The sequence below is a fragment of the Cupriavidus basilensis OR16 genome (genome assembly GCF_000243095.1).
Taxonomy (GTDB): Bacteria; Pseudomonadota; Gammaproteobacteria; order Burkholderiales; family Burkholderiaceae; genus Cupriavidus; species Cupriavidus basilensis_D.
The window spans coordinates 119,234-133,648 of the sequence record NZ_AHJE01000022.1; the positions used below are offsets into that span (position 1 = coordinate 119,234).

The 14,415-nt window shown below is 65.0% G+C and carries 11 protein-coding genes and 1 pseudogene; all 12 read left to right on the forward strand.

Features of this window, described 5'->3' with window-relative positions:
- Positions 1-9: 9 nt before the first annotated feature.
- The 12 genes and pseudogenes from ispG (at position 10) to OR16_RS09595 (ending at position 14,377) form a co-directional block, all read left to right on the forward strand.
- A pseudogene (ispG, locus tag OR16_RS09540) lies at positions 10-1,324 on the forward strand (flavodoxin-dependent (E)-4-hydroxy-3-methylbut-2-enyl-diphosphate synthase).
- 120 nt (positions 1,325-1,444) lie between these two features.
- A complete protein-coding gene (hisS, locus tag OR16_RS09545) occupies positions 1,445-2,752 on the forward strand; it encodes a histidine--tRNA ligase (protein ID WP_085961282.1) in 1,308 nt (435 codons plus the stop codon).
- Between the two features lie 97 nt (positions 2,753-2,849).
- Positions 2,850-3,482, forward strand: a complete 633-nt coding sequence (locus OR16_RS09550; protein WP_006157754.1) for a YfgM family protein — start codon at positions 2,850-2,852, stop codon at positions 3,480-3,482.
- A gap of 104 nt (positions 3,483-3,586) precedes the next feature.
- Entirely contained in the window at positions 3,587-4,774 is a 1,188-nt protein-coding gene (bamB, locus tag OR16_RS09555; protein ID WP_006157755.1) for an outer membrane protein assembly factor BamB, read from the forward strand.
- A gap of 224 nt (positions 4,775-4,998) precedes the next feature.
- On the forward strand, positions 4,999-6,342 hold the full coding sequence (gene der, locus OR16_RS09560; RefSeq protein WP_006157756.1) for a ribosome biogenesis GTPase Der: 1,344 nt from the start codon (positions 4,999-5,001) through the stop codon (positions 6,340-6,342).
- 207 nt (positions 6,343-6,549) lie between these two features.
- Entirely contained in the window at positions 6,550-6,789 is a 240-nt protein-coding gene (hfq, locus tag OR16_RS09565) for an RNA chaperone Hfq (RefSeq protein ID WP_006157757.1), read from the forward strand.
- A 296-nt stretch (positions 6,790-7,085) separates the two neighbouring features.
- On the forward strand, positions 7,086-8,345 hold the full coding sequence (hflX, locus tag OR16_RS09570; protein ID WP_006157759.1) for a GTPase HflX: 1,260 nt from the start codon (positions 7,086-7,088) through the stop codon (positions 8,343-8,345).
- Positions 8,346-8,449: 104 nt separating this feature from the next.
- Positions 8,450-9,856: an FtsH protease activity modulator HflK gene (gene hflK / locus OR16_RS09575; protein ID WP_006157761.1), complete on the forward strand. Its 1,407-nt coding sequence runs from the start codon at positions 8,450-8,452 to the stop codon at positions 9,854-9,856.
- An 11-nt stretch (positions 9,857-9,867) separates the two neighbouring features.
- Positions 9,868-10,776, forward strand: a complete 909-nt coding sequence (gene hflC / locus OR16_RS09580) for a protease modulator HflC (protein WP_006157762.1) — start codon at positions 9,868-9,870, stop codon at positions 10,774-10,776.
- 236 nt (positions 10,777-11,012) lie between these two features.
- Positions 11,013-12,176, forward strand: coding sequence for an ATP phosphoribosyltransferase regulatory subunit (locus OR16_RS09585; RefSeq protein ID WP_006157763.1), 1,164 nt, complete (start codon positions 11,013-11,015; stop codon positions 12,174-12,176).
- A gap of 114 nt (positions 12,177-12,290) precedes the next feature.
- A complete protein-coding gene (locus OR16_RS09590) occupies positions 12,291-13,658 on the forward strand; it encodes an adenylosuccinate synthase (RefSeq protein ID WP_006157764.1) in 1,368 nt (455 codons plus the stop codon).
- A 158-nt stretch (positions 13,659-13,816) separates the two neighbouring features.
- A complete protein-coding gene (locus tag OR16_RS09595) occupies positions 13,817-14,377 on the forward strand; it encodes a phosphoribosyltransferase (RefSeq protein ID WP_006157765.1) in 561 nt (186 codons plus the stop codon).
- Positions 14,378-14,415: the final 38 nt, after the last annotated feature.

Here is a 14,415-nt window from a genome sequence, read left to right on the forward strand (position 1 = left end):
GGTAATGCTATGAACCAACAGGCTTGTATGCCGGTGCTGCCCGGCCCGTTGCCCCGCCGCAAGACGCGCCAGGCGCGCGTGGTGTGGGGCGACAACGTGGTCACCATCGGTGGTGACGCCCCCGTGCGCGTGCAGTCGATGACGAACACCGACACGGTGGACGCCATCGGCACCGCGATCCAGGTCAAGGAACTGGCGCGTGCCGGCTCCGAGATCGTGCGCATTACGGTCAACACGCCGGAAGCCGCGGCGGCCGTGCCCGCCCTGCGCGAGCAACTCGACCGCATGGGCGTGAACGTGCCGCTGGTGGGCGATTTCCACTATAACGGCCATAAGCTGCTGCACGATTATCCAGACTGCGCCCAGGCGCTGTCGAAGTACCGCATCAACCCCGGCAACGTGGGGCAGGGCGCCAAGCGCGACACGCAATTCGCGCAGATGATCGAGATGGCCTGCCGCTATGACAAGCCGGTGCGCATCGGCGTGAACTGGGGCAGCCTGGACCAGTCGCTGCTGGCGCGCATCATGGACGAAAACGCCCTGCGCGCGGAGCCGTGGCCGGCGCAGAACGTGATGGTGGAGGCGCTGATCACCTCCGCCATCGAGTCAGCGAAGAAGGCCGAGGAAATCGGCCTCTCGGGCGACCAGATCATCCTGTCGTGCAAGGTCTCGCAAGTGCAGGAACTGATCGCGGTGTACCGCGAGCTGACCAAGCGCTGCGACTACGCGCTGCACCTCGGGCTGACGGAGGCCGGCATGGGCAGCAAGGGCATTGTGGCCTCTACCGCCGCGCTGTCGGTGCTGCTCCAGGAAGGCATCGGCGACACGATCCGCATCTCGCTGACGCCGGAGCCCGGCGCCGCGCGCGAGAAGGAGGTCTATGTGGGGCAGGAGATCCTGCAGACCATGGGCCTGCGCAACTTCACCCCGATGGTGATTGCCTGCCCGGGCTGCGGCCGTACCACCAGCACGACCTTCCAGGAACTGGCGTCGAGCATCCAGAGCTACCTGCGCGAGCAGATGCCGACCTGGAAGACCGCCTACCCCGGCGTGGAAGAAATGGACGTGGCCGTGATGGGAAATGGACGTGGCCGTGATGGGCTGCATCGTGAACGGGCCAGGCGAAAGCAAGCATGCCAACATCGGCATCTCGCTGCCAGGTTCGGGCGAATCGCCGGCGGCGCCGGTGTTTGTCGACGGCGTCAAGGTCAAGACGCTGCGCGGCGATCGCATCGCCGAGGAATTCCAGGCGATTGTGGATGACTATGTGCGCACCCGCTACGGCAACAAGGCCGGGAGCGCCAGCAATGAGGTGGCAGCCTGAGCCATTGCGGCCAGGCGCCACAGGGAAAGACAAGAGACAATGAACCAACCCGTGAATCCGGCGGCCGCCAGCGATGGCGCCAAGGCTGCCGACAGCAAGGCAGAGAGCAAGAGCAAGGCGATGAAAGCACTGCAGGGCGTCAAGGGCATGAACGACATGCTGCCCGCCGATGCGCCGCTGTGGGAGCATTTCGAGAATGCCTCGCGCGCGATGCTGCGCGCCTACGGCTATCAGCAGGTCCGCACGCCCATCGTCGAGCACACGCAACTGTTCGTGCGCGGCATCGGCGAAGTGACCGACATCGTCGAGAAGGAAATGTATTCCTTCACCGACGCGCTCAACGGCGAGCAACTGACGCTGCGCCCCGAGGGCACGGCGGCCGCGGTGCGCGCCACCATCGAGCACAACCTGCTGTACGACGGCCCCAAGCGCCTGTGGTACACCGGCCCGATGTTCCGCCACGAGCGTCCCCAGCGCGGGCGCTATCGCCAGTTCCACCAGCTCGGCGCCGAGGCCCTCGGCTTTGCCGGCCCGGACGTGGACGCAGAGATCATCATGATGTGCCAGCGCCTGTGGGACGACCTCGGCCTGGTCGGCGTGCGCCTCGAACTCAATTCGCTGGGCCAGGCGGAAGAGCGCGCCGCGCACCGCGAAGAACTGATCAAGTACCTGGAGGGCTTCCAGGACATTCTTGATGAAGACAGCCAGCGCCGCCTGTACACCAACCCGCTGCGCGTGCTGGATACCAAGAATCCCGCGTTGCAGGAAATGGCAAGCAACGCGCCCAAGCTGATCGACTTCCTGGGAGCGGAGTCGTTGGCTCACTTCGACGGCGTGCAGCGTCTGCTCAAGGCCAACAACATCCCGTTCAAGATCAATCCGCGCCTGGTGCGCGGGCTGGACTATTACAACCTGACCGTGTTCGAGTGGATCACTGACAAGCTCGGCGCGCAAGGCACCATCGCCGGGGGCGGCCGCTATGATCCGCTGATCGCGCGGATGGGCGGCAAGGCGGCACCGGCTTGCGGCTGGGCGATGGGCATCGAGCGCATCATCGAATTGCTGCGCGAGGAGAATCTCGTGCCGCAGGCCGAAGGCGCCGACGTGTACCTCGTCCACCAGGGCGAAGCAGCCGGCCAGCAGGCCATGATGATTGCCGAGCGCCTGCGCGATGCGGGCCTCGATGTGCTGCTGCATGCCACGCCGGACGGCAAGAGCGGCAGCTTCAAGTCGCAGATGAAGCGCGCCGACGGTAGCGGCGCGGCCTATGCCGTTATCATTGGCGAGGACGAAGTCGTGGCGGGCACGGCACAGGTCAAGGACCTGCGCCAGGGCACCCAGGGCGAAGGCGGTGGCGCGCAGGTGACGGTGGCGGCTGAAAAGCTGGTTGACCACATCATCGACGCCATGGTTGGCGCCAGCGAGTAATCAGGCAGGTACGCAGGCAGGTACGCCGGCAGCACCGGAACCAGGGACCGCAAGAGCGCGGTCCTTCAGACAAACAAACGCGGGTGGATCCCTCGACATGGCTTACGATCTAGAAGAACAGGAACAGCTTGAGAGCCTCAAGGCCTGGTGGCGCCAGTACGGCAATACCGTGACCTGGGCCCTGATCGCCGGCTTGCTGGTTTTCGCTGCCTGGAGCGGCTGGAACTACTGGCAGCGCAAGCAGGCCGGAGAAGCGGCGCTGCTGTACGAACAGGTGGTCAAGGCCGCCGAGAGCCGCGATGTCGAGCGCATCAAGCGCGCTGCGGGCGACCTCGAGGACAAGTTCGGCAAGACGGCCTATGGCCCCATGACCGCGCTGGTGTCGGCCAAGGTGCTGTACGATGCAGGCGACCTGGCCGCTACGAAGACTCAGTTGCAATGGGCGATCGACCATGGCGAAGGCGAGTATGCTCACCTCGCACGCGTGCGCCTGGCCGGCGTGCTGCTTGACGAAAAGGCCTACGAGCAAGGCCTGGCATTGCTCAAGGACGAGCCGCCGGCACCGTTCGTGGCGCTGTATGCGGACCGCCGCGGCGATTTGCTGGCCGCGCAGGAAAAGCGCGCGGAAGCCCGCTCGGCCTACCAGAAGGCGCTCGACAAGCTGAGCGCCAACGACGCGGCCATGCGCCAGATCATTCAGTTCAAGCTTGACGCGCTGGGCACCGCCTGAAGGCGGTTGGCCCGGCTCGCTGGCAGGCCCGCGGGATTCGCATGCCATGCATGCCCCGCATGCCCGCACTCTTGCGCCTCAACTTAAATCAGGATCGGAACCTCATGAAGTCATTGTTTTCCGGCACGGCCCAGAACCAGCAACACGGCAAATTTGTCCGCGGCCTGGTGGTGGCCGCCGCTTGTGCGGCCAGCGTCGCCAGCCTGGGCGGCTGCTCGCTGTTCAGCAAGGCTGACAAGCGCACGCCGGTCGAACTCAAGCCGATCACCCAGACGCTGTCGGTGCGCCAGGCCTGGAAGGCCAGCGTCGGCAAGAGCGGCCCGTACTCGCTGCAGCCGGGCGTCTCCGGCAGCACGGTTTATGCCTCTTCGAACGGTGGCAAGGTGCTGGCGTTCGATGGCGGCACCGGCCGTACGTTGTGGGAAGCCAAGACCGATACGGACCTGACCACCGGCCCGGGCAGCGACGGCACCGTCACGGCGGTGGCTGGCGAGAAGGGCGCGGTCTTTGCCTTTGACGCCAGCGGCAAGCAGATCTGGAAGAAGCAGGTCAACGGCGAAGTCCTCTCCGCGCCGCTGGTCGGCAACGGCCTGGTGGTCGTGCGCACGACCGACACCCGTGTGCTTGGCCTGGATGCGCAGACCGGCGAGCGCCGCTGGATCTACCAGCGCTCGCAGACCGCGCTCAACCTGCGCGCGTCGATGGGCATGGTGTTTGCCGGCGACGGCATTGTGATGGGCTTTCCCGGTGGCAAGCTCGGCGTGCTCGCTCCCGGCAACGGTGTGCTGCGCTGGGAAAGCACGGTGTCCTATCCCAAGGGTGTGTCCGAGATCGAGCGGCTCAACGACGTCACGGGCCAGCCCATGGTCAACGGGCGCCAGGTCTGCGCCACCACGTTCCAGGGCCGTGTGGCCTGCCTGGAGCTTGCCAATGGCCAGCCGCAATGGGGCAAGGATTTCTCGTCGCCGACCGGCCCCGCTCAGGATGACGGCTCGCTGTACGCCAGCGACGAGCGCTCGGTGGTGCATGCTTTCGATCGCCAGAACGGCACGGAGCGCTGGAAGAACGACCAGCTCCTGTATCGTCGCCTGGGCGCGCCGCTGGCGCTGGGCCGCTCGGTTGTCATGGGCGATTTTGAAGGCAATGTACACTTCCTCTCGCGCGACGACGGCCAGTTCGTGGCCCGCATGAAGACCGATGGCAGCGAGATTACCGCTGCGCCGGTGGTGGCGGGTGCGTCCCTGGTGGTGCAGACGCGCGACGGCAACCTCTACGGCTTCGTGCCGGACTGAGGCGGTCAACATCATGGCGACTGCCCGTGCACCTGTCGGCATGGGTGGCGCCAGTCCGGTAGCACGATCCTCCTGGTCGTGCAGGTGAACGAGGTCGGGTTGCAACGCTAACCCGGCCGCCCGACAGGAAAAGTGGCCAGGCGCGCGACGCCCGGCCGTCGGACCCATATCACTCCGGAGTTCCTGGGGGGCGGCATCTGCCGGCCCCCATTTCCGTTTATTGCATGAAACCAGTTATCGCTCTGGTCGGCCGTCCCAATGTGGGCAAGTCGACGCTATTCAACCGCATGACCCGGTCGCGCGACGCGCTTGTCGCCGATCTGCCCGGGCTCACGCGCGATCGCCACTATGGCGAAGGCCGCATCGGTGAACGTCCGTTCATCGCCATCGACACCGGCGGCTTCGAGCCGGTGGCCAAGGAAGGCATCGTTGCCGAGATGGCCAAGCAGACCCGCCAGGCCGTGGTCGAGGCCGACGTGGTGATCTTCCTCGTCGACGGCCGCCTCGGGCTGGCGCCCCAGGACCGGGTGATCGCCGATTACCTGCGCAAGACCGGGCGCCGCGTCATGCTGGCCGTGAACAAGGCCGAGGGCATGAAGTACACCAACGTGGTGTCGGAGTTCTACGAGCTGGGCATGGGCGACCCCTATGCCATTTCGTCGACTCACGGCGACGGTGTGCGCGAGCTCGTCGACGAGGCGCTCGAGCTGGCGGTGAAGGAACGCCCGGAACTCGCCGAGGAAGACGAGGGCGACCAGCGCGGCGTCAAGATCGCCATCGTGGGCCGGCCCAACGTGGGCAAGTCCACCCTGGTCAACACCCTGATCGGTGAAGAGCGCGTGATCGCGTTCGACATGCCCGGTACCACGCGCGACGCCATCTACGTGGAGTTCGAGCGCGGCGGCAAGCCCTACACGTTGATCGACACGGCCGGCCTGCGCAAGCGCGGCAAGGTGTTCGAGGCAATCGAGAAGTTCTCGGTGGTCAAGACGCTGCAATCGATCGCCGATGCGAACGTCGTGGTGCTGCTGCTCGATGCGCAGCAGGACGTGTCGGAGCAGGATGCGCACATCGCGGGCTTCATTGTGGAATCCGGGCGCGCGCTGGTGGTCGGCGTCAACAAGTGGGACGGCCTCGACGGCCACAGCCGCGACCGCATCAAGCATGATCTGGAGCGCAAGCTGCAGTTCCTGGACTTCGCCAACTTCCACTTTGTGTCCGCGCAACAGCGCACGGGCATCAGCGCGCTGCTGCGCTCGGTGGATGACGCGTACGCTGCGGCGATGGTCAAGCTGCCTACGCCGCAGCTCACGCGGATCCTGCAGGAAGCCGTCGAGTTCCAGCAGCCGCGGCGTGTCGGCGCCACCCGGCCCAAGCTGCGCTACGCGCACCAGGGCGGCTCCAATCCGCCCATCATCATCGTGCACGGCAATTCGCTTTCCGGCATCGCCGACACCTATCGGCGCTATCTCGAAAACCGTTTCCGCTCGGCTTTCAAACTGAAGGGCACACCGCTTCGCATCGAATTTCGTACGAACAAAAACCCATATGCGGACTCGAAGGATTGAGTCAGGCAGCGGGAGTCCAGGCGGGCAAGTTTCGTTTGCGTTCGTTTGGAACTGAGGCTAAATTCACGGTAGCAGGGGCTTCCCTGCGAGGCGATGCTAGCTTGGTACCGTTTTGATCTTTTTTTGGCGCGGTTTGCGCCGTTTGACTTGAATCGGGGATTACCGTCCCCATCATCTATCACTAAATCTATAAATTTGGAGTGTGCCATGAGCAACAAAGGGCAATTGCTACAAGACCCGTTCCTGAACGCGCTGCGCAAAGAGCACGTACCGGTTTCAATCTACCTCGTCAATGGCATCAAGCTGCAAGGCAATATCGAGTCGTTCGACCAGTACGTCGTCCTGTTGCGCAACACCGTGACGCAGATGGTCTACAAGCATGCAATTTCCACTGTCGTGCCGGCCCGCGCCGTGAATTTCCGCGTGGACGAAACGGCTGAAGGCTGATCATTCGCGGATAGCTCCGCAGATTTCCGGCAGGCTAGTCTTACCACGACACGGCCGCCAGTTGCCGGTGTCGCACCGGGGCCAGATGCGCCGGCGCGACACCAAAAGATGCCAGCCCATCCTGGCTGCAAAGTGGCCAAGGGCACGAACATGCTTCACCCTGGTGCATTCCGCCACGGACGGCATCCCAGCTTCAAGCGTCTTCCCAGGCCAAGGCTCCTGCCTCACGGCACCAGCCACTGCCTCCCAGTCGCCTCCAACCCGTTTTCCTTTCTCGCGTTTCGCGACCCTCCCGTTTGCAATCTAGAGCCACCTCCAATTCCGAGTCTTCCCGCGCCATCCTCGTTGGTGTCGATTTCGGCAAGCATGATTTCCAGGAAAGCCTGAGCGAGCTGGCGTTGCTGACGTCGACTGCGGGCTCCACGCCGGTTCACACGCTGACCGGGCGCAGGTCGCGGCCCGATCCGGCGCTGTTTATCGGCTCCGGCAAGGCGGAGGAACTGAAGGAGGCCGCCGATGCACTCGATGCCGACGTGGTGGTGTTCAACCACTCGCTCAGTCCTGCCCAGCAACGCAATCTCGAGCGCTTCCTGCAACGTCACGTCATCGACCGCACCGGGCTGATCCTGGACATCTTCGGCCAGCGGGCGCAGAGCCACGTTGGTAAGGTGCAGGTCGAGCTCGCCCAGGTCCAGTACCAGGCTTCGCGGCTGGTCCGGGCCTGGAGCCACCTGGAGCGGCAGAAGGGCGGTATCGGCATGCGCGGCGGCCCGGGCGAGCGTCAGCTCGAGCTCGACCGCCGTCTGCTGGATGAGCGGGCCAAGCGACTGAAGGCTGACCTGACGCGGTTGCAGCGCCAGCACAGCACCCAGCGGCGCGCGCGCGCGCGCAACGACACCCTGAGCATCTCGCTGGTCGGCTATACCAATGCCGGCAAGTCGACGCTGTTCAATGCCCTGACCAAGGCGCGTGCCTACGCTGCCGACCAGCTGTTCGCCACGCTGGATACCACCTCGCGCCGGCTTTACCTGGAAGGCGTGGGCAACGTGGTGCTGTCGGATACCGTGGGTTTCATCCGCGACCTGCCGACCCAGCTGGTCGCGGCATTCCGCGCCACGCTGGAGGAAACCGTGCATGCGGACCTGCTGCTGCATGTGGTCGACGCCTCCAGCCCCGTGCGCCATGAGCAGGTCGAGCAGGTCAATCGCGTGCTGGCCGAAATCAATGCCGACGACATCCCGCAGATCGTGGTGATGAACAAGATCGATGCGTCGCCGGAGCTGCTCGAGCAGGGCCCCCGCGTGGAGCGCAACGAGCAGGGCGTGCCGACCCGCGTGTTCGTCAGCGCGCGCGACGGCATTGGCCTGGATGCCTTGCGCGAGGCGCTGGTGGAAGTGGCGCGCTGGCTGGCCGAGCGCCCGCCAGAGCGCCCCCCGCTGGATCCGCGCCTGGCCGGCGCGCAGCCTTACCAAGACGAAGATCTCGACAGCGATCTTGACGACGATTTTGACGGCGATGCCACCCGGGTGGATCCGGAAGAACCCGACACGCAGTGAGCCAGTTCGATGGAAATCACGGCCAGATTGCCCCAAATGGGCAAAAGTGGCGTCGATGACTGTTAGAATCCCCTTGTTCCAACTATCCCGGACCCGTGCACTTCATGCCCCTGTTTCCCCGGAATTCTGAATCGAGCCATGCCTTTGGCAGCCGCGCAGGTGGCCGCAACGGCGGCCATGCGCCGTCGCGAACGGCCTGGCAGCGTTTGCGCGCGATCCTGTCGTTGAACGATCCACGTTGGGGTCGGGGCGGCCCGGATGACGAAGACAAAGACAAGGACAAGGACAGTCGCGATAACAATCGCCAGCAAAACCAGCGTCCGCCCCAGGATGGCCCTCCCGACCTCGACGAGCTCTGGCGCGATTTCAACCGTCGCCTGAACGGCCTGCTTGGCCGCAAGGAGAATGGCGGTGGCGGCAACCAGGGCTTCGGCGGCGGCGCGCGCACGCCGGGCAAGGGCTCGGGGATTGGCGCCGGCGTGGTGGTGATCGCAGCGCTCGGCATCTGGCTGGCCAGCGGTTTCTTCATGGTGCAGGAAGGCCAGACCGCGGTCATCCTCCAGTTCGGCAAGTTCAAGTACACCACGGGCCCCGGTATCAACTGGCGCCTGCCATACCCGATCCAGTCTGCCGAGATCGTCAACCTGTCGGGCGTGCGCTCGGTTGAAGTGGGCCGTTCCACCTCGATCAAGGACAGCAACCTGAAGGACGCGTCGATGCTGACGCAGGACGAGAACATCATCGACGTCCGCTTCACGGTGCAGTACGACATCCAGGACGCGAGCGAATTCCTGTTCTACAACAAGACCGACCGCGGTGGCGACGAAGAGCTGGTGACCCAGGCTGCCGAAACCTCGGTGCGCGAGATCGTCGGGCGCAACAAGATGGACGCGGTGCTCTACGAGAACCGCGAACAGATCGCCCAGAACCTGGCCAAGTCGATCCAGTCGATCCTGACCGCGTACAAGACCGGTATCCGCGTGATTTCCGTCAACGTGCAGAGCGTGCAGCCGCCCGAGCAGGTCCAGGCCGCCTTTGACGATGTCAACAAGGCCAGCCAGGACCGCGAACGCGCCATCAGCGAAGGCCAGGCCTACGCCAATGACGTGATTCCGCGCGCCAAGGGTACTGCCGCGCGCCTGAACGAAGAAGCCGAAGCCTACAAGGCGCGGGTGACCGCCCAGGCCGAAGGCGATGCCTCGCGTTTCCGCCAGGTCCAGGCCGAGTATGCCAAGGCCCCGCAGGTGACGCGTGATCGCATCTATATCGAGACCATGCAGCAGATCTATACCAATTCGACCAAGGTGCTGGTGGATTCACGCCAGGGTAACAATCTCCTCTACCTGCCGCTGGACAAGCTGATGTCGCAATCGGCCGTGGATGCGCGCGCGCCGGCTGCCGGCACCGCGCAGGCCCCCGCCGCGGGAAGCGGCACGTCTCCCGCGCCCGATGCCAACGGCGATAACCGGTCGCGCGAGCTGTTGCGCAACCGTGACCGCGATTCGCGCTGAGGAGCCCCGACATGAACCGACTGATTTCCGTAGTAATCGGCCTCTTCATCGTGCTGGCGATCGGCTCCTCGATGGTGTTCGTGGTGGACCAGCGGCAGTATGCCGTGGTGTTCGCCTTTGGCCAGATCAAGCAAGTGGTGAACGAGCCAGGCCTGCACTTCAAGTTGCCGCCGCCGCTGCAGAACGTGATTTTCATGGATCGCCGCCTGCTGACGATCGACGTGGCGGCTTCGGAGCGCTTCCTGACGGCCGAGAAGAAGAGCATGGTGGTGGACTGGTTCGTCAAATGGCGCATCACCGATCCGCGCAAGTTCTACGTGGCCTTCAATGGCAACATCCGTGGCGCGCAGGACCGCATGACCCAGCGTATCGACTCCGTTGCCCGCGAGGAATTCGGCAAGCGCACGGTGGCGGAGCTGGTGGCCGGCGAGCGTGAGAAGGTAATGCAGAATATCCGCGCCGCGATGGCCGACTACGCCCAGTCCGTGGGCGTCGAAATCATCGATGTGCGCCTGAAGCGTGTCGACCTGCTGCCCGCGATCAGCGAATCGGTGTATCGCCGCATGGAGGCCGAGCGCAAGCGCGTGGCCAATGAGCTGCGCTCCACCGGCGCGGCCGAAGGCGAGAAGATCCGCGCCGATGCCGACCGTCAGCGGGAAGTCGTGCTGGCCGAGGCCTACCGCGATGCGCAGAAGATCAAGGGCGAGGGCGACGCCCGGGCGTCGCAGATCTACGCCGAATCGTTTGGCCGCGATCCCCAGTTCGCGCAGTTCTGGCGCAGCATGGAGGCTTACCGCAATACGTTCCGCGATAAGCGCGACGTGCTGGTGCTGGAGCCGAATTCCGACTTCTTCCGCTATATGCGGTCGTCGGGCGGCGCCGCGGCGCCGGCGGCAGCGCCTCCGGCGAGCCGTCGCTAAGCCAGGCGGCTCAGTCCGCCAGGCGCTTCGACAAAACCCCGGCTTGCCGGGGTTTTGTCCGGCTGGAGGGGCGGCAAGGGAGGCTCCAGAGGGGCGTCGCTGCCGTCTCATTCACCATGCCAGGTGACTGGCTCCCCGCTTGCGGCCGGTGCCCGCCGGCACGGCGCGCGGCGGGATCGAATTTCAACGGGTGGCTCCAGGCCGCCCGGCAACTGTGTGAAGTGAAGAGATTTACCATGTCCAATCACTGGCTCCTGCCTGAAAACATCGCCGACGTGCTGCCGTCGGAGGCTCGCAAGATCGAAGAACTGCGCCGCCGCATGCTGGACTTGTTCCGCACCTACGGCTACGAACTGGTCATGCCGCCGATGCTGGAATACCTGGAATCGCTGCTCACCGGGACCGGGCACGATCTTGACCTGCGTACCCTCAAGCTGGTCGACCAGCTCTCCGGGCGCACCATGGGCCTGCGCGCCGACATCACGCCCCAGGTCGCCCGCATCGACGCCCACTTGCTTAACCGCTCCGGCGTGACCCGGCTGTGCTACGCGGGCAATGTGCTGCATGCCCGCCCGGCTGGCTTTCGCGCAACCCGCGAGCCGATCCAGGTTGGCGCGGAGATCTACGGCCATGCCGGCCTGGAAGCCGACGTGGAAATCCAGGCCCTGATGCTGGCCGCGCTGCAGGTTGCCGGGCTGACCGAGATCCGCCTCGACCTTTGCCACGCTGGCATCCTGGAAGCCTTGCTGGACGGCCTGCCGTCCAGCCGCAAGATCGAGGACGCGCTGTTTGCGGCCCTGGAAACCAAGGATGTGCCGGCGCTGCGCGAGTTGACCGAAGGCATGCCGCAGGCCGAGCGCGAGGCGCTGCTGGCGCTGCCGACGCTGTACGGCGGCGTGGAGGTGATCGAGCGCGCCCGCGCGACCCTGCCGGCGAGCCCGATGATTGGCCGTGCGCTGGACGAACTGGCCGCGCTGGCCGCGGAAGTGAGCGGGGCGACCGTCAATATCGACTTGTCCGATCTGCGCGGCTACCACTATCACAGTGGTGTGATGTTCACCGCCTATGTGGCCGGCTTGCCCAACTACGTGGCGCGCGGTGGCCGCTACGACAAGGTCGGCGAGGCCTTTGGCCGCGCGCGGCCGGCAACCGGTTTCTCACTGGATTTGCGAGAAGTTGCCTCGCTTTCGCCGCTGGAGGTGCGTGCTTTTGCCATCTTCGCGCCGTGGGATGCGGATCCTGCCTTGCGTGCCGCGATTACCGCGCTGCGCGCCGCCGGCGAGATCGTCATCCAGTCGCTGCCGGGGCACACGCACCAGCTCGACGAGTTCAACTGCGACCGCCAGCTGGTCCGCCAGGACGGCGGCTGGACGGTGATTCCGCGCAGCGCCGGGGCCTGAGCGCAAGCTCCGGGCCGCGGAATTCCCCTGCGTTGCAGGCCGATCTCCCCAAAATCGGGGAGTTGACCTGCAACGAGAGTAAAATACGTTTTTAACCCACTGACCAAAATCAACATGTCCGCTTCTGCAGTAAGCCAGGGACGCAATGTCGTCGTGATCGGCACCCAATGGGGTGACGAAGGCAAGGGAAAAATCGTCGATTGGCTTACCGATCATGCAAAGGGCGTGGTGCGGTTCCAGGGCGGCCACAATGCTGGCCATACGCTCATCATCGGCGGCAAGAAGACCATCCTGCGCCTGATCCCCTCGGGCATCATGCGTGAAAGCACGATCTGCTACATCGGCAACGGCGTCGTGCTGTCGCCGGAGGCGCTGTTCCGTGAGATCGAGGAACTGGAAAGCGCCGGCCTGCAGGTGCAGAGCCGCCTGCGCATTTCCGAAGCGACCACGCTGATCCTGCCGTACCACGTTGCCATCGACAAGGCCCGTGAAGTGCGCCGTGGCGCCGACAAGATCGGCACCACCGGCCGCGGCATCGGCCCGGCCTATGAAGACAAGGTGGCCCGCCGCGCGCTGCGCGTGCAGGACCTGTTCGATCCCAAGTGCTTCGCCGACAAGTTGCGCGAGAACCTCGACCTGCATAACTTCATGCTGACCCAGTACCTGGGCGCAGAAGCGGTCGACTACCAGCAGACGCTCGACGAAATGCTGGCGTACGCGCCGCGCCTGGCCCCGATGGTGGCCGACGTGTCGGCCGAGCTGTACGCGGTCAACGCCGCCGGCGGCAACCTGATGTTCGAAGGCGCGCAAGGCACGCTGCTCGACGTCGACCACGGCACCTATCCGTTCGTCACCTCCAGCAACTGCGTGGCCGGTGCGGCCGCCGCTGGCGCTGGTGTTGGCCCGGGCCGCCTGAACTACATCCTGGGCATCACCAAGGCCTACTGCACCCGCGTGGGCGCAGGCCCGTTCCCCAGCGAGCTGTACGACAACGACAACCCCAAGCGCCAGGACCCGGTGGGCGTGCGCCTGGCCAACGTCGGCAAGGAATTCGGCTCGGTGACGGGGCGCCCGCGCCGCACTGGCTGGCTCGATGCGGCCGCGCTCAAGCGTTCGGTGCAGATCAACGGTGTGTCGGGTCTGTGCATGACCAAACTCGACGTGCTGGACGGCCTCGAAACCCTCAAGCTGTGCGTGGGCTACGAGCTGGACGGCAAGACCGTCGACATCCTGCCGCGTGGCTCGGATGCCGTGGCGCGTTGCGTGCCGGTGTACGAGGAATTCCCGGGCTGGAACGAGTCCACCTTCGGCGTGAAAGCCTGGGATGCGTTGCCGGAACAGATCTACGCGTTTGCGTTGCCGGAACAGGCTCGCACCTACCTGAAGCGCGTCGAGGAAGTGGTCGGCATCCCGATCGACATGATCTCGACCGGCCCGGACCGCGACGAAACCATCCTGCTGCGTCACCCGTACGTAGCCTGATGTTGTCTTGCCCGTAATGGCGCCGCGCGGCTGAACGAAGCCGCGCCGGCAGAAGAGGGCAGCAGAACAAGAGCAAATCGGCCCGCGCAAGCGGGCCGAAACTTTATCGGTCGACAGACCTTATGCCTTAAGCCTAAAGCCGAAGAGCTAAAACAATCATGACCCTGCCATCGAACGACGAAGAGAACCTGTGGATCTCGTGGGACGACTACCACAGCCTGATCGCCCGCCTGGCGCTGACCGTCCATGAGTCGGGCTGGAAGTTCGACAAGATACTCTGCCTGGCCCGCGGCGGCCTGCGCGTTGGCGACCAGATGTCGCGTATTTTCGACGTGCCGCTTGCCATCCTGGCCACCAGCAGCTACCGCGAGGCGGCGGGCACCCAGCAAGGCGACCTTGATATCGCGCAGTACATCACCATGACCAAGGGTGACCTCTCCGGCAAGATCCTTCTGGTCGATGACCTGGTGGATTCCGGCGTCACGCTGGAGCGCGTGGGCCGCCATCTGCAGGAGCGCTATCCCGCCGTGACGGAAGTCCGTTCGTCCGTGCTGTGGTACAAGGCCTGCTCCAAGGTCAAGCCGGACTACCACGTGACCTTCCTGCCGACGAACCCCTGGATTCACCAGCCGTTCGAAGAATACGACACGCTGCGTCCGCACAACCTGGCGGCCTGGCTCAAGCGCGGCAAGCACGCCGCCGGCAGCTCGCAGGCCTGATCCGCGGGCGGCCCGCGCATAGCGAAGATGGCCGCGCC

Coding starts and splice junctions, on each gene's coding strand:
- hisS (WP_085961282.1), top strand. CDS start 1,445: ATGAAAGCACTGCAGGGCGTCAAGGGCATGAACGACATGCTGCCCGCC.
- OR16_RS09550 (WP_006157754.1), top strand. CDS start 2,850: ATGGCTTACGATCTAGAAGAACAGGAACAGCTTGAGAGCCTCAAGGCC.
- bamB (WP_006157755.1), top strand. CDS start 3,587: ATGAAGTCATTGTTTTCCGGCACGGCCCAGAACCAGCAACACGGCAAA.
- der (WP_006157756.1), top strand. CDS start 4,999: ATGAAACCAGTTATCGCTCTGGTCGGCCGTCCCAATGTGGGCAAGTCG.
- hfq (WP_006157757.1), top strand. CDS start 6,550: ATGAGCAACAAAGGGCAATTGCTACAAGACCCGTTCCTGAACGCGCTG.
- hflK (WP_006157761.1), top strand. CDS start 8,450: ATGCCCCTGTTTCCCCGGAATTCTGAATCGAGCCATGCCTTTGGCAGC.
- hflC (WP_006157762.1), top strand. CDS start 9,868: ATGAACCGACTGATTTCCGTAGTAATCGGCCTCTTCATCGTGCTGGCG.
- OR16_RS09585 (WP_006157763.1), top strand. CDS start 11,013: ATGTCCAATCACTGGCTCCTGCCTGAAAACATCGCCGACGTGCTGCCG.
- OR16_RS09590 (WP_006157764.1), top strand. CDS start 12,291: ATGTCCGCTTCTGCAGTAAGCCAGGGACGCAATGTCGTCGTGATCGGC.
- OR16_RS09595 (WP_006157765.1), top strand. CDS start 13,817: ATGACCCTGCCATCGAACGACGAAGAGAACCTGTGGATCTCGTGGGAC.